Source organism: Wolbachia endosymbiont (group A) of Ancistrocerus nigricornis, from assembly GCF_947250785.1.
In the GTDB taxonomy this organism is placed as follows: domain Bacteria; phylum Pseudomonadota; class Alphaproteobacteria; order Rickettsiales; family Anaplasmataceae; genus Wolbachia; species Wolbachia pipientis.
Genome location: NZ_OX366348.1, coordinates 269,179 through 293,253, shown reverse-complemented (window position 1 = coordinate 293,253; position 24,075 = coordinate 269,179). Strand labels below are relative to the sequence as shown.

Below are 24,075 nucleotides of genomic sequence, written 5' to 3'. Positions count from 1 at the left end.
CTTACTCCTTGTCGTCACTTTTTTTATCATTATTACTAACCACAGTAATGGCATACGCGCATAACTCTGAGAAAGAGACTCCATTTTCTTGAGATAGTTTATATAATTTTTGTAGACTTTCTTTTACTTTATTAGGAATATTCCCTCCACGTTCTTTTACAAGCCAGGAATCTTGATGATGAATTGGATGAGCATCACTTTTTGGATTTCCTATGTATATTGCAAAAGGTGAACTTTGTCCCTTGAAGTCACATTGTACAGTAAATTTTTTTATAGATTCAGCCATCTAAAGACCTCTACTTTTCTTTTTGGTCGATTTTATAGCAGGTGGAAGAGGTGGTTTCTTTATAAAATCTTGTCTATTGACAACACTTTCTCTACCTTCCAAAGCTCGGCGAACATCAGCTCTGCTTAATTGCGACTCTTTTGCTACCTTCATTCCATGCTTTGCCATAATATTAGCACATGCTAGTACTTTTTTTACCAATTCTAGATCACCATTTAGCATTTGAACTAGCACTTGAAACACTTCCGCTAAAGTTAGCCCATCAGCATTTATAACCTTGTTTTCTATAAAATTGACAGCTTCTTCAAATTTGTATTCAATACTATCATCTTGAGGTATAAGGGCAACATAATCGGTGTTTTTGTCGTCCATAACTGAAGCACTATTACTCACAAACTTAAGTTTATACTATATATATAAATACTCTACTATTTTATATTATGGCACGCTATAGTTAAACATTTATTAATAACATGCTCGCTTATATACACGAATTAATTGACAAAAGTCAAGGATCAATATCCATCAGTGATTTCATGAATGCCGTTTTGTACCATGAAAAATACGGCTATTATACAAGTAAATTACCGCTTGGTAAGGATGGTGATTTTACTACCGCACCTGAGATCAGCCAATTATTTGGTGAAGTAATTGCAGTTTGGATAATGCATACATGGGAAAAATTAGGAAAGCCATCAAAATTTTCTCTAGTTGAACTTGGGCCAGGCAAAGGAACACTCATTCACGATATAATAAGAGTCACTAAAAAATACAGCAGCTTTTTTAATTCAATGTTGATCCACTTAGTTGAAATAAGCCCTACTTTACAGAAGATACAAAAGGAAAAATTAAAGGGTTTAGGTATTAATTGGCACAAAAATATTGACAACCTACCAGAACAACCAACCATTTTTTTAGCAAATGAGTTCTTTGACGCTCTTCCGATAGATCAGTTTGTATATCATGATGAGGGGTGGTATGAAAATATGGTGACAAAACAAGATGATGGCAGTCTCTTGGTGTCATGCCAGTGCGTGACACTGGAATCCAGAAAAAAAGAATCATGGATTCCAGTGTCAGCTACTCAGATGACAAATGGAAAATTTTTTAATGGTGCAGTGGTGGAAATATGTTCAGTTGGGGTTGAAATATTAAAAAAACTTGAGAAGAAGATATATAATAATAAAGGAGCTGCTTTGATTGTAGATTACGGTTATGTATACCCCGCATATAAGAGCACTTTGCAATCGATAAAACAACATAAGTATGCTAATTTTCTTGAGAATGTTGGTAATAGTGATATTACCGCACTTGTGAACTTTCAAGCGTTAAGAGATCCATTAAAGCATGTAGATTGTGAGATTTTAACTCAAAGGGAATTTTTATATCTTTTTGGCATAAAAGAAAGAACCCAGGCTTTAATGAAAAGCGCAAGTGATGAACAAAAGAATAGGATCTTTAGTGAATTCTTAAGGTTGACTGAAAATATGGGCACTCTTTTTAAAGCAATGCTATTGATATAGCTAACCCAAGAAAGGTTTCCCTACATCATACCGCCGCGATATCTCAGCATAGATTCCGCTAACGAGTAGCGGAATGACGAGCTTATTGTCATGCCGCCGCGAACCGTCATACCGCCGCGGCGCTAACAAAAGATCCCGCTAACAAGCAGCGGGATGACGGTTGTCTCCTAGCTGTCATCCCAGTACTGGTAGACTCAAATCACAATGCTCGTATAGCTGCAACCCTGGAGGTACTGTTTCTCACCCACTGCAAATATTGCACGGTACTGTCCACTTGGTCGTCGTGGCGCGTTTCAGGAAACATTAAAATCTCATACTCAAAATCGTTCAGCCATACTGCTTGATGTGGCAGAAAAACCTTGCCAGACTCTATAATCGGAACAATTTGATGAAATCGAGTGAGCTTGTCATCATGTGGCACTATTTCAATAATCGGTAAATCACTGTTTGTCTTTAGCTCTTGCACCAATTGCTGACCACTCGTTTTTGCTTCAATCAAAATTGCGTGTGGTGACCATCTTGCAGCTAGTGACAAAACCTGTTCTTTAAGCTTTGGATACTCAAGCTTTGCGCGATATACGTCGAGTAAATAGAATTTATTATCTATTTTTGCCCAGGTGGTGCAGACACTAAAGTTGCTCATGTTACTTGTTGAAACCGCAGTATCCCAACTTTGTGTTATATGCGAGAGATTATCAGGAAATTTTTTATAGCGTTTCAGAGGTTGTCCGGAAACTAGTAAATTCAAGCATATTCCCTCTTTAACATAACCCTACTCATAGCTAGGTATATGAAATTCTCAGTGGATGTTGTGAGTAAATCATACTCCTTCGATAGCCTTCTATTCCTATTAACCCAAGCAAAAGTCCTTTCTACAACCCATCTTCTTGGCTGTACTTTAAACCCTTGTTCTCTTGTTGGTAGTAGCTCAGGTGGCGTATCTTTGTGCACCCAAAATCTACATGGAGGCCTTTTAACAATTTCAATATCTATGTCATATTCTTCCTTTATGTGATTCTTTAAATTTCTTCCTTGGTATCCCATGTCAGCCCACATTTTTTTAACTTTAGTATATTTTGTTCTCATATTGTTTAATGCTATTTTAATACCATCTCTATCATTTTCGTTAGCAGCGCCTACGTAACAACCTAGTATAAAACCCTGAGTGTCTGTAATTATATGCCTTTTTCTACCCTTTACTTTTTTACTTCCATCATAGCCTTTGATCCCCCCTTTTCTGTAGTCTTTACAGATTGACTATCTACTATACAGGCACTCGGCTGCTCATTCCTTCCTATTTTTCTTCTACTATATTTTGTAATTTCATAATTCATTTTCTCAAAAATTCCCTGCTTCTTCCATTGCCTGAACTGCTCATACACAGTCTTCCATAGCGGAAAATCATTTGGTAAATACCGCCATTGACACCCTGTACGCAATACATAGAAAATTGCTTCTAATATTTCTTTTTTGCTATACTTTGGCGGCCTTCCTCCTTTCTTGTATGATACTCTGAAGTGTTTTTCTATTCTTGCCCATTCCCTTTCGCTTAGATCTGTTGGATACTTTTTTCTCATCTTTACCCCGTACTAAAATTTCAGATATTATAGCCTTTTACTTGTTTCCGGACAACCTCTCAATGAATTTTAGAAAGTTCATGATATAATGTTGAAACCAACGCGTGACGCTGGGATGACAAAAAAAGGAGCACTGGAATGACACCCTACTTAACCGTCATACCGCGATTCATTCGCGGTATCTCTTAACATAGATCCCCCTACTATACCTTAACATAGATCCCGCTAACAAGCAGCGGGATGACGAATTACTTAACCATCATTACACCGTCATACCGCGATTCATTCGCGGTATCTCAAAGCATAGATCCCGCTAACACGTAGCGGGATGACGGTTGTTGTTTAGCTATAAATATTAAGAAATTTACCAAATGAAAAAAAAGGCAAAAGAAACCCTGGGGTTATTATCCGCTTTAAAATATTGGCGTTTTTTATGTTTTAAACGCTTGACAAGCGAGATTCAGCCGCTTTTAATTGCAACTAACTTACGCTGCAAATGTTTAAGAAATTTACTAAGCAGAAAAAAAGACAAAGAATCCCCGAGTTAGCTAGTCTTTTACTATCTCTGTCGAGTATTGGCATTTTTTGATGTCTTGTAACGCTTTATAAGCGCGTTCAGCTTATTTAGATAAAAATCTAGATGTAGATGAAGTTTTGTAAAGACATACAGTATCTATATACTGCAAAAAATTGAACATAAGACGCCGATACATTAAGTAATCCTTACCTTTTAATCTGCAGATTGGCGAAAGCAAATACAATAGCTTCACTGTTATGATAAGGGGGCTGGCGGAGTTTGTCAAGGAAGTTTTTTTGTTTCTATTCCCAATAAAAGTTTGTTATATGGTTATGCAAGAAGTTTAATACTCATAGTTTCAAGCATATACTGAAATATTTCATTAGCTATAGCAACATCTTGGCGTGGGGCTTTGCCGTGTTCTATAAACACAGAGATTGCATAGCGCGGGTTATGGTAAGGGCCATAGGCGATAAATAACTTATGACTTTCGCCCTTAGAGTTTATTTCTGGTGTACCGGTTTTGCCAGCAATTTGTATACCGCTTAGCCCTTTCTTATAGGTTCCAGTTTTAGAATTCACCACATCAAACATAGCTTTTCGAACTATGCTAAGATGCTCACAATCCACATCAATATCGGGAAAATCTTGTATCGTTTCATTCATCTTAATGCGGGGAATTACCTCTTTTCCTGTTGCAATCCTCGCTGCAAGAACTGCAAGCTGTAGTGGTGTTGTAAGCATATACCCTTGTCCTATAACTAAGTTGATAGTGTCACCTAAATACCACTGCGAATATAGCTTTCGTGTACGCCAATCTCTATCTGGCAACAACCCTGGAGCTTCTTCTTTAAACGTTCCAATCAGTGGCCCACTTCCAATACCAAATTTTCTGGCCATTTCTACCAGAGAGTCTACACTTATTTTTTTCCCTATATTATAAAAGTAAGTGTTGCATGATAATGCCATTGCCTCATTTAAAGATACATACCCATGGACTTTGCTTTTCAGACAACGAAATTTCCGCTCACCTATTTTCATATAGCCCTTGCACGAGAATTTCTCTTCTGGTGTTATTATCCCGTCTTTTAAACCCGCAAGCGCAACTATTACTTTAAATATTGAACCAGGTGGAATTTGATATGATAACGCACGATTCACAAGCGGTAATGAAGGAGCATTCAAGCTCTCCCAAGTCTCATTTGATAGCCTGCTAGCAAAAAGATTATTATCGTAAGAAGGTGAATTATATAATGCTAAAATTTCTCCATTATTTACATCAATTACCACTGCGGAGCCTTGGTGATCTTTAAATACCTCTGCGGTTTTCTCTTGCAGATTAATATCAATTGTCAGTTGTACATCTTGTCCGTCTTGTTGTGGTATGCTTGATAATTCTTTTATGACGCGTTTTTTAGAATTTATTTCCTGCTCAGATTTTCCTGACTTGCCTTTCAATATATGATCATATGTATATTCAATACCGCTGATTCCTACTTCGCTTATGCCTTGCTGTCTTTTTGTATATCCGATTACATGAGAACACATTGAACCAAACGGGTAATAACGTTTATAAAGAGCAGTTATTTTTTCTGACGATTTTGCTATTTTAGACTCGACTTCTGATAATGTCTGCAAATCAACTTCCTTACCAGAACCATCAAACAAAACAACATACGAAATTTTGTTCATCGCAAGTTCAATGCTATTCCTATCTAAAATTTTGCCCCGCTTAGGCATAATAGTAGCAACTCTTATTCTATTACTATTAGATAGTGCTTCGTACTTTTGTCTGTTTCGTATTTGTAAATTATATAACCTGCAACTAAAAACCGCAGAAATGGTAAGCTGAATACCACCTAATATGAATGCTCTGCGGTTAAAGACTTTGTTTTTTGTCCACATAACATTCCTTCAAAACGCACTTTTTTCCCCTCTTTTATTGTTACACTTCTGGCTTTTACCGTATTACAAACCCTTTTTTCCCACTCACTTAAGGTCACAAACTTATAACCTGATTTTTTTAGTATTTTAATAATATGAGGTAAAGCTTCAATTGTGTTTGACCTGTTATTGTGATCATGAAACAGTATAACTGCTCCATTATGTACATTACTTAAAACTCTTTCAACTAAAGTTTCTGGCTTATCACCTTGCCAATCTAGCGAATCAACTGTCCATAATATTGAATACATATTTAATTGATCAGTATTTTCAATCAGATTATCGTCATAACATCCATATGGCGGACGAAACCATTTTACATCTTGTTTTATTGCATTTTTAATTGCTGTATTTGTCTTTTCCAATTCTTGCAATTGTTCCTCACTTGAAAGTGATGTCAACTTCCTATGCGACCAAGAGTGATTGCCTAACTCATGACCTGATTCATGAATTTTCTTTACTATTTCAGACGTTTTTTCATTTATACGTTCACCAAGCACAAAAAATGTTGCTTTTGCTTCATAGCTTTCCAGAACATTAATAATATCGTTTACTCTATTGTTAGACGGTCCATCATCAAACGTAAGCGCAACAAACTTATCGTCGTTATTCAATAATTTTTTTATATTACTTAAATTTCTATATGATAGATCTAGATTACAACTGAGCCCACAGTATGGTAAATTAAAATTACAATCACTACAAAAAGCCGTACTTGAATATAGTAAGAAAAAAGTGATTATCCTTATAAACATTTGTAATCAGCAAAGTGATAGAATACTACACTTTTTTGCTAAGTTAAGCCATCTTTAATTGCTGTAGCCTTTACTTCATCGCTTCTTTAATATATTGTATTAACAATTTTATATAATATATTATGATTGCAAATATAAATACCGTTGCGCTTCAGGGAATTAGCACAGTAAATGTCAATGCACAAATTCATATGGCAAATGGTATTCCAGCTTTTAATATTGTTGGATTGCCAGATAAAACTGTTGCGGAATCCAAAGAACGCATCAGAGCAGCGTTAAATTCAATCAATCTACTACTACCTCCAAAAAGAATTACAGTTAATCTCTCCCCTGCGGATTTACTGAAAGAAGGTAGTCATTATGACTTGGCTATTGCTATTGGACTACTTGTTGTAATGAATGTGATACCAGTTGAAAAAGTTCAGTCTTATATCATTATGGGTGAGCTTGCCCTTGATGGCAGAGTTATTCCAGTTTCAGGAGTGCTGCCAACAGCGATCAATGCAAAACAGGCAAATAAAGGAGTAATTTGCCCAAGGGGAAATGGAGTAGAGGCTTCATGGGTAAAGAATGTTTCAATTCTAGCTATAGAGAAATTAACTGATATTATCAGACACTTTAAGGGTGAGCAATTAATTCAGCCAGTAATTTTTAAATATAGTGATGCACCCAAAGAAAAAAGATTGGTTCCCGATATGAAGGATATTAAAGGCCAAGTTGTTGCAAAAAGAGCAGCTGAAATTGCAGCAGCAGGTGGGCATAATATGCTTCTTGTTGGCCCTCCTGGTACTGGAAAATCAATGCTTGCTAAGCGCTTTATAGGATTGCTGCCTGATTTAACCGAACAGGAGATGATTGACGTTAATATTATTTCCAGCATAACAAAAACTGGTAATGAAATATTCAAAGTAACTCGCCCCTTTCGTGAACCTCATCACTCATGTTCCATGCCAGCAATGATAGGAGGAGGAAAGAATGCAAAACCCGGAGAAATTACCATGGCTCACAATGGCGTGTTATTTCTTGATGAGCTACCTGAATTTCCAAGACTCGTGCTTGATTCTCTGCGCCAACCACTTGAAGATAGAAAAGTTACCGTTGCAAGGGCAAATGCTCACATAACCTACCCTGCCAATTTTCAACTGATAGCTGCAATGAACCCTTGCAGGTGCGGTTATTTAGGTGATGCAAGCAGATCGTGCAACAAAGCTCCAAAGTGTGGCACAGATTACAAAAACAAAATATCAGGCCCATTGCTTGATAGAATAGACATATGCATTGAAATGCCAAACGTTAGCATACTCTCTCCTGAAATCTCTGTGGAGGGAGAAAGTACTAAAATTATAAGAGAAAGAGTGATAGCAGCAAGAAAAGTTCAAACTGAGCGCTATAGTGAATTAAATATTCGTTGCAATTCAGAAGTAAGCGGTGAAGCATTTAATAAATTTACTGAACCAGATCAGGCAGGGTTAGAATTGCTAAAATACGTACTGAAAGAAAATTACATTTCCAATCGAGGCTACACACGCGTATTAAAAGTTGCAAGAACTATTGCAGATCTTGCAAAAAGTGAAGAAGTAAAAAGAGCACACATTGCTGAAGCGCTCAATTACAGAATAAAGGTATATTAAAAAATTAGTTTACTTGACAGGCAATTTTTTTTACTATATGCTTCCTTAATGAAATTTTAACATTCTATTTAAGGAGTAGAGTTATGGCATTAACAAATTATGAGTATAGAAAAGAGGATGGCATTTTTCATGCTATTTCAGAAGGATATATACAAGCTGAAAAATACTGGGGAATTCCTGGTGCTGCTGGTGGAGCTGGTCAGTACGCTATGCATAATAAAGGGAGAACAGCATTATTTCCGCTTGCAGTTGCAAGTGTTGTCTTTACAGCAATGAATATGAAAGCAGGCTTTGTTAGTGCAGCAGAAGCTTCTGGGTTTCTTGCTAAGACTGCCAGTTACTTTGTTGGAACAAATCAAGCAATAGCTGCTTCATTACCTGGATTTATCGGAACAGGTGTTGCTGGTCAGATAGTTGCGGGTGCCATAATGGCAATTGCTGCAGTTGCTGCTGTTTATGGAACATATCAAGTTGCCTCAAAATTAAAAGATGTTGCAGTTGAAGCATTGAAAGGGAAAGATCAGACAATATAATAATCTTCAACAAAATAAAAAGGGATAGGTTTCTGTCCCTTTTTATAAACGTTTTCTATTTTTTGCATCGGTTAAGTGATGTCATCTAAGAATCTAGTTATTATAATTAACGGCACTTATTAGTATAAATGTTAAGAATAAGTAAATCCCGTTTACTATTTACGCCTATAGAAGTGAAAAGTATTTGCATATTATTAAAAAAGCGGTAACTTATTATCAAGTGAATTCGCTAAATTTGAGTAATTTAAATGTCTATTGATCTTAGTCTGCCGGAGTTGCCTATATTACACCCAAGGATTACCGTTGTGGGAGTGGGTGGTGCTGGTGGAAATGCTGTGAATAACATGATCCAATCTAATTTGCAAGGAGTGAATTTTGTTGTCGCAAATACCGATGCTCAAGCACTAGAAAAGTCGTTATGTGATAAAAAAATTCAGCTTGGCATTAATTTAACTAAGGGGCTTGGTGCTGGTGCTTTGCCTGATGTTGGCAAAGGTGCAGCAGAAGAGTCAATTGATGAGATTATGGAGCATATAAAAGATAGTCATATGCTTTTCATCACAGCAGGAATGGGCGGTGGTACTGGAACCGGTGCAGCACCGGTAATTGCAAAAGCAGCCAGAGAAGCAAGAGCCGCAGTTAAGGATAGAGCGCCAAAAGAAAAAAAGATATTGACTGTTGGAGTTGTAACTAAACCGTTCGGTTTTGAAGGTGTGCGCCGTATGCGCATTGCAGAGCTTGGACTTGAAGAACTGCAAAAATACGTGGATACACTTATTGTCATTCCAAATCAGAATTTATTTAGAATTGCAAATGAAAAAACTACATTTTCTGATGCATTTAAACTTGCTGATAATGTTCTGCACATTGGCATCAGAGGAGTAACTGACTTGATGGTCATGCCAGGGCTTATCAATCTTGACTTCGCTGATATAGAAACAGTAATGAGCGAGATGGGCAAAGCGATGATCGGCACCGGAGAGGCAGAAGGAGAAGATAGAGCAATTAGTGCTGCAGAGGCTGCAATATCTAATCCATTGCTTGATAATGTATCAATGAAAGGTGCGCAAGGAATATTAATTAACATTACTGGTGGCGGAGATATGACTCTGTTTGAAGTTGATGCTGCAGCCAATAGAGTGCGTGAAGAAGTAGATGAAAATGCAAATATAATATTTGGTGCTACTTTTGATCAAGCGATGGAGGGAAGAGTTAGAGTTTCTGTTCTTGCAACTGGCATTGATGGTCGCAATAATAAATCAGAAACTTCACCTATAAGTCAGAGCGAAGACTCAGAGAAAGAGAAATTTAAGTGGCCATATAGTCAAAGTGAAAGTACACAAGACAAAACACTGGAAACAAAACCAGCTGAACAGGTAAGCGAAGGAGCTAAGTGGGGCAGCAATATCTATGATATACCAGCTTACTTAAGAAGAAAAAAATAATGCAATTTTGGCTACTTAAGTCAGAGCCAAGTGAATACTCATGGCAAAAAATGGAAAAGGAGCAGGTAGTTGAGTGGGATGGTGTGCGCAATTATCAAGCTCAAAATTACATGAAAATTATGAAAGCAAGCGATCTTGCGTTTTTTTATCATACAGGTAAAGAGAAAGCAATACTTGGAATCGTTGAAGTATTTAAAGAGTATTATCATGTTAATGATCCCAAGTTCGGATTAGTGAATGTAAAGTTTTTGAAACCTTTAAATAACCAAGTAACGTTAAATAATATAAAACAAAACCCACTTTTGAAAAATATGACTATATTAAAACAACCACGTTTATCAATTGCCCCAGTTTCGGAAATTGAATGGAATGAAATAATAAGGATGAGTGATGTGTAATACCTGTCATTTCAGTTCCTAAATGATGTCATCTCAGCACACAACGCACAGCTGTATGAATATTTGTCTCGAAGGCAGTGCATTAAACGTTATAGCCGATTTTGCATCAAACACAAAGGTGTCATTCCAGTGCTTGACACTGGAATCCAGCCTTAATGCAACCACATTAAAGCCGTTGTGTTTTAATATAAGATTAGCTACTTTTATATTCACTAACTTGATGTCTAATCAAAATTCCTGGATCCCAGTGCCTAGACACTGGGATGACATCCTTCTAGTGTACAATATTCGTACAGTTGTGTACATGACACAAGGGTCTATAACTCTTCTTTTTTGGATTCCAGTGTCAGCTATTTGCATGACACCCTTACTGATGTGTCACTCATGTTAGAAGTAAATATTCTTGACAAGAAATGGTGCAGCATTATAGAAAATCCTAAAAATTTTGTATTAGGTGTCATCAATGCTTCTCTAAAAGAATTAAAAATAGACCACTATAAACCAAATATATCAATAGCTCTGGCTGATGATGACTTGCTACATCAACTTAATTTAAAATTTAGAGAAATGGATAAGCCAACTAACGTACTATCATTTCCGTATGAACAATTGTCTAATGAGTGCGATTTAGGAGACATAGCAATTTCAATAGACACAATAAAAAGAGAATCGCATGAGTATTATATACCCATTCTTGCTCACATTGCACACATGTTAGTGCATGGATTACTGCATTTACTTGGTTATGATCACCAAAAAAAAGATGAAGAAATTATAATGAAAAATCTAGAAAGAGAGATTTTAGCTTCGCTTGGCTACAATATGTGTGCGATTTAAAAGGAATTTAATAAAAATATAGTAGATGATAATAAAATATGTTATCTACAAAGGGTTTTAGCTATAAACAATAAAAGGTAAGTGATATGGTTCAGTTTTCTTTGCCAAAGAATTCTAAAATTAATCAAAAGGGCAAAATTTATCCTATTCCTGCTAGAGCAAAAAACATCAGAAGATTTCAAATTTACCGTTGGTCTGCTGATGACGAGAAAAACCCTAGAATAGACACATTTTTTATTGATATGGATAGTTGTGGCCCTATGGTACTTGATGCATTAATAAAAATAAAGGATGAAATAGATTCGACTTTAACTTTCAGACGTTCTTGTAGAGAAGGCATATGTGGATCTTGTGCCATGAATATTGACGGAACCAATACTCTTGCATGTACTAGATCTATACATGATATAAAAGGTGACGTAAAAATATATCCATTACCTCACATGTATGTAATAAAGGACCTAGTCTCGGATTTGAGCCAATTTTATGAGCAATACAAATCAATTAAACCTTGGTTACAAGCAGATAAGCCTGCCCTACCAAATAAAGAATACTCTCAATCTTCTGAAGATAGAAAAAAATTAGATGGCTTGTCCGACTGTATATTATGTGCTTGCTGTTCGACTGGTTGCCCAAGCTACTGGTGGAATAGTGATAAATTTTTAGGACCAGCAATACTATTACAAGCTTACAGATGGATTGCTGACAGCCGTGATAATAAGACAGGTGAAAGACTTGATGTTTTAAACGACCCATTCAAGTTGTATCGTTGTCATACAATAATGAATTGCACAAAAACTTGTCCTAAAGGACTTAATCCAGCAAGAGCAATAGCGAAAGTAAAACAGCTCATGGTAGAGAGAGAAGGAGTTTAAGTATTATCTTTTGCATTCTTCGTAAGAGAACAGCAAACCTTCCGAAGCGTAGGGTATTGTTAATACCCTGAACGCTTTTCCGTTTGTGAAGTGCATCGTATCATCGTACGATTCAAATAATTTTTTGAACAACTCATGTCTTTGGTTACTAATAGTTTGAAAATCCTCTTTTTCTAAAAGCTTTTTAGATTCGAAGAGGTAAAGCATAACTTCGTGATAAGTTGGGTAAGATGCCAAAAATTTTGGGTCAAATTGAAAGGTTTTTATAAAAGCATTATTATAAAATTTTAGCTTTTGATTCTTACTATATATTACTATAGCAACCGGTAACCTCTCAAGCAAATTTTTCTGTGTAGCTAAATAACTGTTTAATTCAGTATATAATTTCTCTGCATCACTAACATCTTTCCCATACATTACTATGCTACCAGAACCTTGTATTGGAATTTTAACAAAATCGAAAACCTTAGGTTCGTTCTTATAAGTTATGACATGTCTTCCTGGTTTTGTGCTATGAGCGCTACCGGTAATAGCAAATTTCTTAGAACCATCTACATATTTATCATAAAACAAGTTATAAAATTCCACCTTTCTACTCTTGTTATATCTTAGTATTGGAAATGGTAAAGAGTTGAAAACGTTTTTATAGCTCTCCACTTCCTGTGTAAGCTTACTATTTTCTAACTCAAGTCCGTTAGCCTTTATCTTACAGTCTGAGACATTCCTTATCCATAACAGCACACCTATCACATTGTTAGAATCATCTATTATGCTTCTACCGTAACATATGCAATAAACCTCACTGTCTTTTGACTTTAAATCTAGAGTAAAAGATTTATTTATTTCCTTTGCCTCAACAAAATTTTTGATTAAGCTTTCTGATTGCTCAAAAAAATTCACAAACTCATTAAATGAGTAAAAAACAGTATTAAGCAAAATTAGTAAATTGGGAGAGAACTTTTCTATACGTTTTTTTGCATCCCAAATATAAAACCCATCATTCACAGTATCAATTAAATTATTTATGATAACATTTTGATGCTGTAAGTTCTTAATCTTATTACTAATTTTTAATTTAGAATAAGAGAGAAAGAATAATATTAGAATCAATATTAAAACCACTTCATACAAAAAAAACATAGCACTTTTAAAACAAATGTAAAAATTTGTAACCGCTCAGAATTATGCTGAAGAGGTATATAAGTAAAGATTGCCTAACATTTGAAAGCCCAATCTCTTATAAAGGTTCACAGAAGATTTCATACAATGTGCTACTATATATTTGCATTCAAGCTGTTTAGCTATCTTTATTCTTTCTAAAACCATTTGGGTACCTATTCCACGATTCCTGTAAATTGGTAAAACTCCATCACTATAAAAACCAGCTACGCTATCTTGAACATAAAGACCGCATGTCCCAATAATTTCATTATTTAGTGTTACAAGAAAAAATCTTAATCTTGAGTTCTTATCATCATAATTTGATAATCCGCGAAAAAATGTGCTGACAATTCCAACGCCATGATAAAAAATTTTAGAAGTGTGTAGATCTAACTGTTCTAAGAGGTTGCTACCATTCACAGCATTTAACCTCAAGTTTGGAATAACATCAGCAGGTAAAAAGTAATTTTTCATATTAAGTAAAGCTTTTTTTGGTGTGCTAACGTGTTTTATTTCACACTTTTCTAAAATATCTCTTATTTTCATATGTGAATTTATTACCCATGTTGCTTCTATATCTCTTGTTCTGAGATAATCTAGAGTTTTTTGTATAGAAAGCTCGGTACATTGATCTCCACAGAACACAAAATTAAATAATGACTCCCTGGTACCATTTATTGTAAATATGATGTTATCAAATTCATCGTGTACTTCCCACTCAGATAAATTCGCTGTGTACAGTATATAATCCTTTAGATTTTGAACAATTAAGCTTGAATAATAAATTTTTTTATCCTGCATACACCAACAATAAACAATAAAAGGCTCCTATAAGAACACAGGCTAAAATTGCAGCTATAACGTCATCTAGCATAATACCTAAAGGACCTTTGGTATTTTTATCGATTAAATTTATAGGCCACGTTTTTATTATATCAAAAAACCTAAAAGAAAAAAAGCACAACAACAATGAAGAACAATTCATCTCTTGGCTTAACAATATCGAAACTAAAAGTATCGTCAGCAATTGACCAACCACTTCGTCAATTACTACCTCTTTTGGATCACATGAAGTCTTGTAATGTTTTATATAATTACCTGTAGACCATAATCCAATTAAGAATAAAAAAGAAATAATTGCTGCACCTAAAATTTTGTTGCTCAGGATTACAGGAACAAGCGGAAAAGAAGCCAAACTACCCACAGTACCTGGCATTTTTTTTACTGTTCCAGACAGCCACCACGTTGATATTAATTTATATAAAAATTTCACAATATATCCAAATACAAAATTAACTTATAAGAACAGAAAGAGTATCCTCTATAGAGGCGCTTTCATACAATAATCTGTAGACCGCTTCACATATAGGCATTTTTATCTTTAGCTTTCCTGCTAAATTAAATATGGACTCAGCAGTGCTAAAACCTTCAATCACTGACTTGCCTTCTGACAAAATCTGCTGAACATTAAAGCCATTGTCACTATTACCTATTTTAAACCCAAAAGATAAGTTTCTTGAATTCAAGGATGTGCATGTCATAATTAGGTCACCCAGACATGCTGGCCCAAGTAGTGTATTTATATCCACACTACCGTCACCAATTTTTGCTGAGTATAAAGCCTTAATTTCGCTCATACTTTTCGTAATCAATGCTGCATGAGCATTAAACCCAAGTTTACTACCTAGAACAATCCCACACGCTATAGCAAAAACGTTCTTTAACGCTGCACAAATCTGTACTCCTATAATGTCGTTACTAAACTCCAATTTAACATTTTCTTGTTGCAGCTCTGATACTAGCTTTGAACCTAATGTGTTATTTTGGCATGCAAGAACCATTGAATAGGGTAATTTTCTTGCAACTTCTACAGCAAAGCTAGGACCTGAAAAAATAGCAATAGGATTGTTAGGTAAAATTTCATTTACTATTTCACTAGGTAATTTTAATGTAGACTTTTCTATTCCCTTACAAGCTAAAATTATTGCTACATCTTTTTTCAGATTACAATTATGCAATTGCTGACATACCTTCCTCAGAGACTGAGTGGGAACAGCGAGGATTGTTACTGAAGCATTAATTATGTCTTCAATAGCCAATTTTACTGACACATTATCAGAAATTCGACAACCGGGTAGCTTGTCACTTTCTCTTTTCCCGTTGATTGATTCAAATGTAGTTTCATTGTGAGTCCACAAAATCACATCTTTCTTACTACCTAATGAAATTGCGATTGCTGTACCCCATGCACCAGCACCTAAAATTGATATTGCCACACAATATTCCTGAAAATATTACTTATACTTTAAAATAGTAGGATAAGTAAATTAAAAATATAACACAGACATATAGAATAGTTAAATATTTATTAACCGAAGTATTCTTTTAATAATAGTAACTTTAATTCAATATTTACTAAAAATATTATTACTATCATGGTATGTCTATTATATTTTAGATCTATTTATATAACTTTGGAACAATATATTTACTATTAATTAATAAGTGTAATTTTGATCATTTGTTAATAAAAATTTGATTTATTACTTTCCTTAGTTATATATATTACTAAAATTATAAATTATTTATGGGGTGTAAAATATGCGTATATTATTAATTGAAGATGATCAAGTAAGTGCAAAGACTGTAGTTAACGCCTTAACTTCTGATGGACACTTCTGTGACGTTGTTACTTCTGCACAAGATTATAACAATAATATGGTTTCCTCAAACGGAGATTACTATGACCTAGTTATTTTAGATATACACTTACCTGGTGATATTGACGGATATGATATATTGTTAAGACTAAGAAGTGCAAAAATCAAAGTTCCTGTCTTAATACTTTCATGCATATCCGCTGTCAATCACAAAGCTAAAGGACTCGGGTATGGTGCCGATGATTACTTAACCAAGCCATTTCATAAAAGCGAGTTATTAGCTCGAATTAAGGCCATAGTGCGTCGTACTAAAGGCCATCCTGAATCGGTGATAAAGATTGGTAATATAAATATCAATTTTGATCACAGGGTTGTTGAGGTGAAAGGTAAAACGGTTCACCTTACTAATAAAGAGTATTCTATGATAGAATTGCTAGCACTGCGTAAAGGAACAGTACTAACAAAAGAAATGTTCTTAAATCATCTTTACAATGGCTTGGATGAACCTTCAGATAACAAGATAGTTGATGTTTTTATGTGCAAATTACGTAAGAAACTTGAAAGTGCAAATGATGGAAAAAGCCACATAGAAACCGTTTGGGGCAGAGGGTATGTTCTGAAAGAGTATATTGATGATGATGAATATTCTAATGTTAATGTAGGCGAAAGTAGTGATGGCTATCAAGCAGAACAAGTGAAGGACAACGCATGAAATGCCTACACATTTAAATATAGCATGGCTTATATCGCACGTATCATGTGAACGCCTAGGTGAAATATAAGCCGAGTTCTGTTTATGTAGCTATTTATCTGGAGTAAATGTTACCATTTACCGCATGCGATTTACCCGAGTAGATATGAGGAAAACATAAAATCTACTTCTATTTAATCTTGCTCCTAGTGTTGGTTACTCGACTACCAATGTTGCCATTGCCATGGTGTGCTCTTACCACACCTTTTCACCCTTACCTAAAAATATTTTAGGCGGTAATTTTCTGTAGCCCTATAACTGGAGTTACCTCCGGCGGGCATTACCCGTCACTATTTTTCCTTGGAGCCCGGACTTTCCTCTGCTATGTTTATCACACAACAGCAGCTACTTATTTCACCTAGGAATTATACTTTAACATGAAAATCACAAAAGCAAAAGACAATTTCCTAACAGTCTACATATTAAAAACATTTAGACAAATAGCTAAAGGTGATATTCCGGCACATCATCACTATCCCAAGATAAGCTTTTTTCACTTTTAGACTCCGCTTCAGTTAGTCAAGAGCCTGGTCCACCGCTTGAAGACGATGAGCTACTTCTTGATCGACTACTACTTTCTACTGATATACTATTTAGCACTGTTTCAGATTGATATATAGTTCGCATTCTGTTACCAGTGGTAAAAATTTCTTCATCGCTACTTGAAGATGATCGCCTTCTATAACCCAAATCAGTTAGTTCTAATACAGGAGCAGCATTACGACCCTTAACATATCTATATGCTATGAATCCTATAATTCCAACAATACCTATTGCTCCAACCAAAGATCCCCCTATCATTCCTGCCTTATTAGACCCTATAGCAAGTTGAGTAGGTTGTGGTGAAGAAGTAGACTGAGGAAGTAAAGTCGTGGTGAATATAGGAGTTGTTGACTCTTTTGTTCTAGTACTTGGTATACTAAATACTGTTTGTGTAGTTTTCTCTGAGCTTGTTGTTGGCGCAGTTGGTTCCACTGTTACTGTGCTTGTTTGAGTCGTTGACTCTGTTGAAGGTTTATTCGTTGTAGAAGTAGGTGCAACGGCTTCTGTTGTTGGCTTCACTGTTACTGTACTTGTTTGAGTCGTTGACTCTGTTGAAGGTTTACTCATCGTAGAAGTCGACGCACCAGTCGCTGCTGTAGGTTTTACAGTACTTGTCTCAGTCCCTGAAGTTACTATCGGCACACTAGTTGACGTTGTAGCAACCGTGGTCGCTTGTGAAGTAGTAGTTGTTTTTGCTACTGTCGTTGACTCCGTTGAAGGTTTACTTATTGTAGAAGTAGGTGCAACGGCTCCCGTTGTCAATTTAGTAGTCTTCACAGCGTCGGTTTCTGCTGTGCTAGTAATTGCAGCAGTCGGCGTCTTCTTAGAAGTCACAACCGTTTCTGCAACAGTTATAGGAGCCACGGTACTACTAGAAATAATATCTGGCGTTAATCGACCGTTAATGATATTAACAAAATCACTGAGAGTTTTGATGCTATTTGCCGGTATTATTGTTGCTTCAGAAGATTTTCCAGAGCCGTTTTGATTAAAAGTTACAATATTTTCTCCACTTACCGCAGTTACGATAAAACCACCCTGACCGTTGCCTTTAATATATAATTGCTCTATAGGATCTGTAAATTGATAGATAGGAAAATCTGACACTGATCCATTTTTAAGTAGAGTTGCTATATGTAACCTCTGCTCATTAGCTGATTGGTCATTTTCAAGAAAAGCAACTAGATCATTTCCTTCCGTTTGTTCAACATACTGCAAAAAGCTTATTTCATGTTCTCTAGAAAGAGATAGTGCTTTATTATCTATTTGACCTTTTCGATTACCAAGTAAAAAGCCATTAACTCCATCCTTCAGACCCTGAATCACTTTAGCCATATCAAATTTAAAAATACGTGTTTTTCTCACCTCTTGATTTTCCTTAGTAATCCTTTTGCTCACTTGCGAATAAAGCATCGTGTTTCCATTTAATGCCAATTGCCCCTGATTATCAAAATTGAACAATTTTCTTTCTGTAACACCTTTTTCTCCAGTCAATACCTTAAATTTTCCGCTCTCGCTTGACTTTAAGTACCAAGAAACTAAAGTTTGATCCTTTAAGTTATGGGCGATTACAATTACGTCACCATTACCAACTTTCACTGCTCTTGGTTGAAAGTAACTATTGCCCACATTTGCAAGACTATTATTATCAATATTCTTTTGTAATTTTCTTTTATCTAAATGTTCAACTGAAGGAGTATTAACTGATTGTTTAATTCCGTAAGTGTTAAAAGATAAGCCTTTAACGCATTTTTCTCCTTCTTCGCTAATTCCTTCTTCAGGAAAGATAACTCCAACTTTATCTATTTCAGCTGAATCTTCTATTAATGTGAGAGATAATTGATCTTTGAATTCATTTGCTACGCTGATATTTGTACCACATTCGTATGTTTTTGATTGATATAATGGACTAATAAGTAATTTTACTTTACTGCTCCCATTACCATTATCTTGATAGCTGAGTCCGTAAGCAACTCCATTCCCCTCAATTAATTCTACGTTTGTTGGATTAAAACCTATCGCTTCTTTAATTTCCGGTGTATTTGAGTTGATCCCGAGCAATCTTCTTAATATAGACATAATTTTATTTAAAATATTAATAAAATGCTATTATGATTACTCCTGTGTGTTAATGTCAATGAAAATTTTAACTAAAATTAAAAAATTAATATAATATTTTATACTAAAAGGTAAATATAAGCTTGAAGAGGGCTAAGAAGCTTTATGCTATTTCTCAAAAAACCAACAATTGCAATCATTGGTTCTACAGGTATAATCTGTTAAAGTTTACACGAGTCTCATGAATGATAGAAAAAGAAGAGCAGTTTAGTTTTACATCAGAAAACCTCAAGAAAGCGGGAAAGTTTATAGAGATGTATCCCAAAGGTAGAGAAGGTAGTGCTGTTATGCCTTTACTATATCTGGTTCAAGAGCAATGCGGATGGGTTTCTGAATCTGCTATGCGTTATGTTGCTGATATGCTGCATATTCCACATATTCGTGTATATGAAGTGGCAAATTTTTACACCATGTATAATTTAAAACCAGTAGGCAAATATCTAATACAAATTTGTAGAACAACTCCTTGCTGGTTGTGCAATAGTGAAGAAGTTTTAAATACCTTAAAAAAAAAACTTGGAATCAATATCGGTGAGACTACTAAAGATAATTTGTTCACTTTAAAAGAAGTTGAATGCCTAGGTGCATGCGTTAATGCTCCCGTTGTGCAGATCAATAATGACTTCTATGAAAATCTTACTCCTGAGAAAGTAGAAAACATCATAACAGAACTTTCAGGCAAATAGATGAAAGAAGAATTTTCATTCAAGAGAATCAAGCAATCAGGTTCTGCAAGAGTTGGAACAATTAAAACTCCAAATGGAAGCGTAGAAACCCCCGCTTTTATATTCTGCGCAACAAAAGCTGCAATTAAAGCTGCAGATATTGAAAGAATAAGTGAAGCTGGTACCCAAATCATACTTTCCAACACCTATCACCTAATGCTTCAACCAGGAGAGAATACTGTTGCAAAACTTGGTGGTTTGCGCAAGATGATAGGATGGAATGGGCCAATGCTAACTGACTCAGGTGGATATCAGATATTTAGCTTAGGCCACGGATCAGTTTCGGAAGAGATAAAAGGAATAAGAAAAAAACAAAAAACTTTGATCAAAATTAATGAGGATGGGGCAATTTTTCGTTCTTACATTAATGGTAAAATTTATTGCTTAACTCCTGAAAAATCTGTACAAATTCAACAGAAATTAGGTGCAGATTTAATCCTAGTTTTAGATGAATGCACTCCATTTCACGTAAGCAAAGAATACACAGCAAAATCAATGCTCATGAGCCACAGATGGGCTGAACGTTCTTTAAATGAATTTGAAAAAAACAATAATGGCAAGCAGGCACTGTATGGAATTAGTCAAGGCGGAGTGTATCAAGATTTACGTAGAGAAAGTTGTGATTTTATCAACGATTTGCCATTTTTTGGTCAAGCAATAGGTGGATCACTTGGTCAAAGTAAAGAGCAGATGCATGATGTAGTTTCTTTCACTATGGACCACCTGAAAAAAGACAGGCCTACTCATTTGCTTGGTATTGGTGGAATTGTGGACATCTTTCGCGGAGTAGAGCTTGGAATTGACACGTTTGATTGCGTGCATCCAACCCGCTTAGCAAGGCATGGTGGCGCACTTGTTAAAGTAAAAAACAGAAATTCTATTTCTTCAAAGTGCAAAGAGCATATTAATTTGCGGAATCAACGATTTGAGCTGGACAACAACCCAATTGAAAGTGACTGTTTATGCTTTACCTGCAGAAAACATTCAAGAGCTTATATACACCATTTACTGAAAGCTAAAGAGCTCCTGGCTTACACGCTCGTTACCATTCATAATATTTTCTTTATGAATAAGTTAATGGCATCAATAAGGCAGGCTATATTAGATGATAGGCTAGATCGGGAGAAAAATAATTGGATTAGTGAGACACCACTACACTGTGAATTATACACCTAGTTCATATTTTTCTACGCTTATTTTATATTCCCTAAAACAGAAAAAGCCTTCCTCTTCCTACTCTTTCTTCCTTGGCTAATCCATAGTTAGCGTTTTTTGCACATGTGCGTTGCATTTTTTAATCTTCTTTAAAAACTTGACAATACATGACAACACTGGTATGTTAAAAATATAGTTTTTGTGAGGTATTTATGGTTAACAATAAAGAAAAACATCAAATAGCGTTTTGCGTTTCAGCCGTTACATTCTTAGCTGGGTTATCATTAATCGCAACTGCAATTGCAGTGGGTACCGTACCTGCTATAGCTGCTTGTCTAGTGATAGGAGGAATTTTGACTGTCTTGTCTGGTGTGCAAGCAGTAGAAAGCTATTTATTTTTACGAAACAGCGAGAAAACTTTGAATAAACTGATAAGTAATATACGCGATGAACCAGAAAGCAAACTTTTTATAGAAAGGATTTTGCAACCGTTCATTGAACTTTTTAGTGAGCTTAAGCAACATAATTAAAGTACACTAAGCTTTAAGCATAGAAACCACTTTATCGTAACTTGGCAATGATTCAATTTCTCCAATTGCAGCTAGAGTGGTTTTTTCATGCTGAGATAACAATTCTTCTGCTGCTTTTTTTACGTTAGCAGTGGTAACTGCACTAATTTTTTCTATTAATTCATTTTTACTGATGTACCTATTATAGTTACCGTAGTAGTGTCCCAATGTTTCAGCACGTGAGCTAACACTTTCGCGTGACATTAAAATTTGGGATTTTACTCGCTCTTTCACTCTATTTACTTCTTCTTCCTTCAGATCATCTGTAGACAACTTCTTCAACTCTGTCGTTATAGATTTTAAAAGCTTATCTAAGTTACTACTGTCTGTACCAGCAAAAATGGAAAACATTCCTGTATTAGTATAGCTGGAATTAAATGAATAAACAGAGTAAGCTAATCCCTGCTTTTCCCTTACTTCCTGAAATAAACGTGATGACATTCCGCTCCCTAATATAGAATCAAGCACTTGAAACGTGTGATATTTATCGTCATGGCGAGAAACACTAGGTAGACCAATTAGCAAGTGTACCTGATCTAATTTACGATGTTCTAAATACTCACCACCAGTACAGCTCGCATTTTGGCTTTTTTTCAGCTTTTTAGAATGAATCTTTGAGAGAAAATCTTTGGTTAATGCAACAACTTCTTCATGTTCAACATTTCCTGCAACGGCAAATAGCATATTCTCACCAAAGTAATGCTCATTTATGTAATTATCTAGATCTCCTCGAGTAAAAGATTTTACAGTATTTTGCGTGCCTAAGATTGACCTACCAAATGGTTGGTCTTTATAAGCTGCCTCAAAATATTTGTCGAAAATAATGTCACTTGGTGAATCATTAGTTTGAAAAATCTCTTGTATTACAACACCCTTCTCACGTTCCAATTCATCTTCTGGAAACGTGGAATTCATCAATATATCTATTAATATATCAATACCAGTTTTTATGTCTTTCTTGAGGACTTTTGCATAATAGGTGGTGCTTTCCCTACCGGTGCTAGCGTTGAAAACTCCACCTATGTCATCAAAAGCTTTTGCAATTTCAAAGGCAGTTCTTGTCTTCGTCCCTTTGAAAGCCATGTGTTCTAAAAAATGGGATATTCCATTTTGCTTTGCACTTTCTGCTCTACTGCCAACACCAACTCGTATGCTTAAAGCTACGGAATCAATATCACGCACCTGCTCAGTTATTATGCGCAGACCATTATCTAATTTTGTTACCCGGGGTATATTCATCTCATATATTCTTCTAAGTTCTCTTCTGCAAAATCCCAATTAATCAAATGATCAAGGAAAACTTTTATGTAGTCAATTCTACGGTTTTGACAATCTAAATAATAGGCGTGCTCCCACACATCCATAGTGAGTAGTGGCACTTGGCCATAAATTATTGGCAAATCTGCATTTGGAGTCTTGGTGATTTTGAGCTTTCCTAACCTACCTTTTTCGAGCACTAACCATACCCATCCACTGCCAAACTGGCTTACTCCATGACTCGAAAATTCTTCATAAAATTTATCAAAGCCACCGATATCGTCTTGAATTTTTTTTGCTAGAAGACTACCATCTTTAGGCTTACCACCACCATTTTTTTTCATTGAATTCCAATAAAAAGTATGGTTCCAAACTTGTGCTGCATTATTAAATATAGGCAAGTTGCCGCTATTACCATGCACTTTTGTTATTAATTCCTCAATTTTTACATGTTGATAATCCGTATTTTCAACTAGCTCATTGAGTTTATTTAAATATCCTTTATGGTGCTTATCATAATGAAAATCTAAGGTTTTTGCAGATATATAAGGCTCCAAAGCTGTTTTATCGTATGGTAATTCAGGTAAAGTAAAACTCATAAAAACCTCTTTATTTCTAACCTACTTGGATGGTAGGGCAATATATGCTTTTGTGCAACATATAATTAATAGCTAAAACATTTAGGTATCTATTGCATTATTCTAAATTATACTACAATAACGATTATTATATAAGCCATAGAAATGGATTAAATGCAAAAGTTACTTGACACCCTTCGCCAACCCCCTTATCATGAAACTGAAGCTATTTATTTA

The 24,075-nt window shown here is 35.3% G+C and carries 24 protein-coding genes, 1 other RNA gene and 2 pseudogenes; 11 read left to right on the top strand and 16 right to left on the bottom strand.

The annotated features are described in order from the left end of the window. Position 1: 1 nt before the first annotated feature. On the bottom strand, positions 2 to 286 hold the full coding sequence (locus tag OOK90_RS01480) for a DUF2610 domain-containing protein (RefSeq protein ID WP_010962783.1): 285 nt from the start codon (positions 284 to 286) through the stop codon (positions 2 to 4). Then, positions 287 to 658 (bottom strand): hypothetical protein, encoded by a 372-nt coding sequence (locus tag OOK90_RS01475; RefSeq protein WP_022626336.1) that lies wholly within the window; start codon positions 656 to 658, stop codon positions 287 to 289. A gap of 101 nt (positions 659 to 759) precedes the next feature. On the opposite strand from OOK90_RS01475, the gene OOK90_RS01470 reads away from it, so the two are divergent. Then, positions 760 to 1,809 carry a class I SAM-dependent methyltransferase gene (locus tag OOK90_RS01470; protein WP_264706006.1) on the top strand — a complete coding sequence of 350 codons (1,050 nt, stop codon included), beginning with the start codon at positions 760 to 762 and terminating at the stop codon, positions 1,807 to 1,809. Positions 1,810 to 2,008: 199 nt separating this feature from the next. Here the strand turns inward: OOK90_RS01470 and terL are convergent. From terL to OOK90_RS01450, 4 genes and pseudogenes are all read right to left on the bottom strand, one after another. Further along, positions 2,009 to 2,533 (bottom strand): annotated as a pseudogene (gene terL, locus OOK90_RS01465) (phage terminase large subunit); the annotation flags it as partial. 20 nt (positions 2,534 to 2,553) lie between these two features. Beyond that, positions 2,554 to 3,386, bottom strand: a pseudogene (locus OOK90_RS01460) (IS5 family transposase). 847 nt (positions 3,387 to 4,233) lie between these two features. Continuing rightward, on the bottom strand, positions 4,234 to 5,808 hold the full coding sequence (locus OOK90_RS01455; protein WP_209472678.1) for a penicillin-binding transpeptidase domain-containing protein: 1,575 nt from the start codon (positions 5,806 to 5,808) through the stop codon (positions 4,234 to 4,236). Further along, positions 5,763 to 6,602, bottom strand: coding sequence for a polysaccharide deacetylase family protein (locus OOK90_RS01450; RefSeq protein WP_264706004.1), 840 nt, complete (start codon positions 6,600 to 6,602; stop codon positions 5,763 to 5,765). Before OOK90_RS01450 ends, OOK90_RS01455 begins: the two co-directional genes overlap by 46 nt. Positions 6,603 to 6,724: 122 nt before the next feature. On the opposite strand from OOK90_RS01450, the gene OOK90_RS01445 reads away from it, so the two are divergent. The 4 genes from OOK90_RS01445 (at position 6,725) to OOK90_RS01430 (ending at position 10,609) form a co-directional block, all read left to right on the top strand. Then, positions 6,725 to 8,233 (top strand): YifB family Mg chelatase-like AAA ATPase, encoded by a 1,509-nt coding sequence (locus tag OOK90_RS01445; RefSeq protein ID WP_095742738.1) that lies wholly within the window; start codon positions 6,725 to 6,727, stop codon positions 8,231 to 8,233. An 83-nt stretch (positions 8,234 to 8,316) separates the two neighbouring features. Continuing rightward, entirely contained in the window at positions 8,317 to 8,766 is a 450-nt protein-coding gene (locus OOK90_RS01440; protein ID WP_264706003.1) for a hypothetical protein, read from the top strand. A 248-nt stretch (positions 8,767 to 9,014) separates the two neighbouring features. Further along, positions 9,015 to 10,211, top strand: coding sequence for a cell division protein FtsZ (ftsZ, locus tag OOK90_RS01435; protein WP_010962790.1), 1,197 nt, complete (start codon positions 9,015 to 9,017; stop codon positions 10,209 to 10,211). Further along, on the top strand, positions 10,211 to 10,609 hold the full coding sequence (locus OOK90_RS01430) for an EVE domain-containing protein (protein ID WP_007549395.1): 399 nt from the start codon (positions 10,211 to 10,213) through the stop codon (positions 10,607 to 10,609). Before ftsZ ends, OOK90_RS01430 begins: the two co-directional genes overlap by 1 nt. A 33-nt stretch (positions 10,610 to 10,642) precedes the next feature. Here the strand turns inward: OOK90_RS01430 and OOK90_RS01425 are convergent, their stop codons facing one another. Further along, complete coding sequence (locus tag OOK90_RS01425; protein WP_022626337.1) at positions 10,643 to 10,822, bottom strand: hypothetical protein; 180 nt, start codon at positions 10,820 to 10,822, stop codon at positions 10,643 to 10,645. A 15-nt stretch (positions 10,823 to 10,837) separates the two neighbouring features. Then, positions 10,838 to 10,969, bottom strand: coding sequence for a hypothetical protein (locus OOK90_RS06620; protein ID WP_255322244.1), 132 nt, complete (start codon positions 10,967 to 10,969; stop codon positions 10,838 to 10,840). 24 nt (positions 10,970 to 10,993) lie between these two features. Here OOK90_RS06620 and ybeY point away from each other — a divergent pair, with 24 nt between their 5' ends. Both ybeY and OOK90_RS01410 read left to right on the top strand, forming a co-directional pair. Next, on the top strand, positions 10,994 to 11,446 hold the full coding sequence (gene ybeY, locus OOK90_RS01415) for an rRNA maturation RNase YbeY (protein WP_010082473.1): 453 nt from the start codon (positions 10,994 to 10,996) through the stop codon (positions 11,444 to 11,446). Positions 11,447 to 11,532: 86 nt separating this feature from the next. Beyond that, entirely contained in the window at positions 11,533 to 12,321 is a 789-nt protein-coding gene (locus OOK90_RS01410) for a succinate dehydrogenase iron-sulfur subunit (RefSeq protein WP_010082472.1), read from the top strand. Positions 12,322 to 12,324: 3 nt separating this feature from the next. Here OOK90_RS01410 and OOK90_RS01405 read toward each other — a convergent pair whose 3' ends face one another. From OOK90_RS01405 to OOK90_RS01390, 4 genes are read right to left on the bottom strand one after another with little or no spacing between them, the layout of a single operon-like run. Continuing rightward, positions 12,325 to 13,461 carry a hypothetical protein gene (locus OOK90_RS01405; RefSeq protein ID WP_010962793.1) on the bottom strand — a complete coding sequence of 379 codons (1,137 nt, stop codon included), beginning with the start codon at positions 13,459 to 13,461 and terminating at the stop codon, positions 12,325 to 12,327. A 42-nt stretch (positions 13,462 to 13,503) separates the two neighbouring features. Further along, positions 13,504 to 14,283: a GNAT family N-acetyltransferase gene (locus OOK90_RS01400; protein WP_006280097.1), complete on the bottom strand. Its 780-nt coding sequence runs from the start codon at positions 14,281 to 14,283 to the stop codon at positions 13,504 to 13,506. Then, entirely contained in the window at positions 14,273 to 14,755 is a 483-nt protein-coding gene (locus OOK90_RS01395; RefSeq protein WP_006279290.1) for a phosphatidylglycerophosphatase A family protein, read from the bottom strand. Before OOK90_RS01395 ends, OOK90_RS01400 begins: the two co-directional genes overlap by 11 nt. 19 nt (positions 14,756 to 14,774) lie before the next feature. After that, a complete protein-coding gene (locus tag OOK90_RS01390; protein ID WP_010962796.1) occupies positions 14,775 to 15,758 on the bottom strand; it encodes an NAD(P)H-dependent glycerol-3-phosphate dehydrogenase in 984 nt (327 codons plus the stop codon). Between the two features lie 325 nt (positions 15,759 to 16,083). Here OOK90_RS01390 and OOK90_RS01385 point away from each other — a divergent pair, with 325 nt between their 5' ends. Then, a complete protein-coding gene (locus OOK90_RS01385) occupies positions 16,084 to 16,854 on the top strand; it encodes a response regulator transcription factor (RefSeq protein ID WP_010962797.1) in 771 nt (256 codons plus the stop codon). Positions 16,855 to 16,905: 51 nt separating this feature from the next. Here the strand turns inward: OOK90_RS01385 and rnpB are convergent. Together rnpB and OOK90_RS01375 are read right to left on the bottom strand one after the other, a co-directional pair. Continuing rightward, positions 16,906 to 17,255, bottom strand: an RNA gene (rnpB, locus tag OOK90_RS01380) — RNase P RNA component class A. A gap of 157 nt (positions 17,256 to 17,412) precedes the next feature. Next, positions 17,413 to 19,515 (bottom strand): hypothetical protein, encoded by a 2,103-nt coding sequence (locus tag OOK90_RS01375; RefSeq protein WP_264706001.1) that lies wholly within the window; start codon positions 19,513 to 19,515, stop codon positions 17,413 to 17,415. A gap of 224 nt (positions 19,516 to 19,739) precedes the next feature. Between OOK90_RS01375 and nuoE the strand changes: the two genes are divergently transcribed. The 3 genes from nuoE (at position 19,740) to OOK90_RS01360 (ending at position 21,964) form a co-directional block, all read left to right on the top strand. Next, positions 19,740 to 20,240 (top strand): NADH-quinone oxidoreductase subunit NuoE, encoded by a 501-nt coding sequence (gene nuoE, locus OOK90_RS01370; protein ID WP_264329512.1) that lies wholly within the window; start codon positions 19,740 to 19,742, stop codon positions 20,238 to 20,240. Next, positions 20,241 to 21,455, top strand: a complete 1,215-nt coding sequence (gene tgt / locus OOK90_RS01365) for a tRNA guanosine(34) transglycosylase Tgt (RefSeq protein ID WP_010082445.1) — start codon at positions 20,241 to 20,243, stop codon at positions 21,453 to 21,455. Between the two features lie 191 nt (positions 21,456 to 21,646). Next, entirely contained in the window at positions 21,647 to 21,964 is a 318-nt protein-coding gene (locus OOK90_RS01360; RefSeq protein WP_010082444.1) for a WD_0736 family protein, read from the top strand. A gap of 6 nt (positions 21,965 to 21,970) precedes the next feature. On the opposite strand, the gene OOK90_RS01355 is transcribed toward OOK90_RS01360, so the two are convergent. After that, positions 21,971 to 23,242 carry a M16 family metallopeptidase gene (locus OOK90_RS01355; protein ID WP_010962800.1) on the bottom strand — a complete coding sequence of 424 codons (1,272 nt, stop codon included), beginning with the start codon at positions 23,240 to 23,242 and terminating at the stop codon, positions 21,971 to 21,973. Further along, positions 23,239 to 23,859 (bottom strand): superoxide dismutase, encoded by a 621-nt coding sequence (locus OOK90_RS01350; RefSeq protein ID WP_010082437.1) that lies wholly within the window; start codon positions 23,857 to 23,859, stop codon positions 23,239 to 23,241. The genes OOK90_RS01355 and OOK90_RS01350 overlap by 4 nt, the downstream gene beginning before the upstream one ends. Positions 23,860 to 24,075 lie beyond the last annotated feature (216 nt).

Excerpts from the sequence above, each read along its gene's own strand:
- OOK90_RS01470 (WP_264706006.1), top strand. The coding sequence starts at position 760 with ATGCTCGCTTATATACACGAATTAATTGACAAAAGTCAAGGATCAATA.
- OOK90_RS01360 (WP_010082444.1), top strand. The coding sequence starts at position 21,647 with ATGGTTAACAATAAAGAAAAACATCAAATAGCGTTTTGCGTTTCAGCC.
- OOK90_RS01475 (WP_022626336.1), bottom strand. The coding sequence starts at position 658 with ATGGACGACAAAAACACCGATTATGTTGCCCTTATACCTCAAGATGAT.
- OOK90_RS01455 (WP_209472678.1), bottom strand. The coding sequence starts at position 5,808 with ATGTGGACAAAAAACAAAGTCTTTAACCGCAGAGCATTCATATTAGGT.
- OOK90_RS01410 (WP_010082472.1), top strand. The coding sequence starts at position 11,533 with ATGGTTCAGTTTTCTTTGCCAAAGAATTCTAAAATTAATCAAAAGGGC.
- OOK90_RS01480 (WP_010962783.1), bottom strand. The coding sequence starts at position 286 with ATGGCTGAATCTATAAAAAAATTTACTGTACAATGTGACTTCAAGGGA.
- OOK90_RS01405 (WP_010962793.1), bottom strand. The coding sequence starts at position 13,461 with ATGTTTTTTTTGTATGAAGTGGTTTTAATATTGATTCTAATATTATTC.
- OOK90_RS01350 (WP_010082437.1), bottom strand. The coding sequence starts at position 23,859 with ATGAGTTTTACTTTACCTGAATTACCATACGATAAAACAGCTTTGGAG.
- OOK90_RS06620 (WP_255322244.1), bottom strand. The coding sequence starts at position 10,969 with ATGCAAATAGCTGACACTGGAATCCAAAAAAGAAGAGTTATAGACCCT.
- OOK90_RS01400 (WP_006280097.1), bottom strand. The coding sequence starts at position 14,283 with ATGCAGGATAAAAAAATTTATTATTCAAGCTTAATTGTTCAAAATCTA.
- ybeY (WP_010082473.1), top strand. The coding sequence starts at position 10,994 with ATGTTAGAAGTAAATATTCTTGACAAGAAATGGTGCAGCATTATAGAA.
- OOK90_RS01440 (WP_264706003.1), top strand. The coding sequence starts at position 8,317 with ATGGCATTAACAAATTATGAGTATAGAAAAGAGGATGGCATTTTTCAT.
- OOK90_RS01445 (WP_095742738.1), top strand. The coding sequence starts at position 6,725 with ATGATTGCAAATATAAATACCGTTGCGCTTCAGGGAATTAGCACAGTA.
- OOK90_RS01430 (WP_007549395.1), top strand. The coding sequence starts at position 10,211 with ATGCAATTTTGGCTACTTAAGTCAGAGCCAAGTGAATACTCATGGCAA.
- ftsZ (WP_010962790.1), top strand. The coding sequence starts at position 9,015 with ATGTCTATTGATCTTAGTCTGCCGGAGTTGCCTATATTACACCCAAGG.
- OOK90_RS01385 (WP_010962797.1), top strand. The coding sequence starts at position 16,084 with ATGCGTATATTATTAATTGAAGATGATCAAGTAAGTGCAAAGACTGTA.
- OOK90_RS01450 (WP_264706004.1), bottom strand. The coding sequence starts at position 6,602 with ATGTTTATAAGGATAATCACTTTTTTCTTACTATATTCAAGTACGGCT.
- tgt (WP_010082445.1), top strand. The coding sequence starts at position 20,241 with ATGAAAGAAGAATTTTCATTCAAGAGAATCAAGCAATCAGGTTCTGCA.
- nuoE (WP_264329512.1), top strand. The coding sequence starts at position 19,740 with ATGATAGAAAAAGAAGAGCAGTTTAGTTTTACATCAGAAAACCTCAAG.
- OOK90_RS01355 (WP_010962800.1), bottom strand. The coding sequence starts at position 23,242 with ATGAATATACCCCGGGTAACAAAATTAGATAATGGTCTGCGCATAATA.
- OOK90_RS01375 (WP_264706001.1), bottom strand. The coding sequence starts at position 19,515 with ATGTCTATATTAAGAAGATTGCTCGGGATCAACTCAAATACACCGGAA.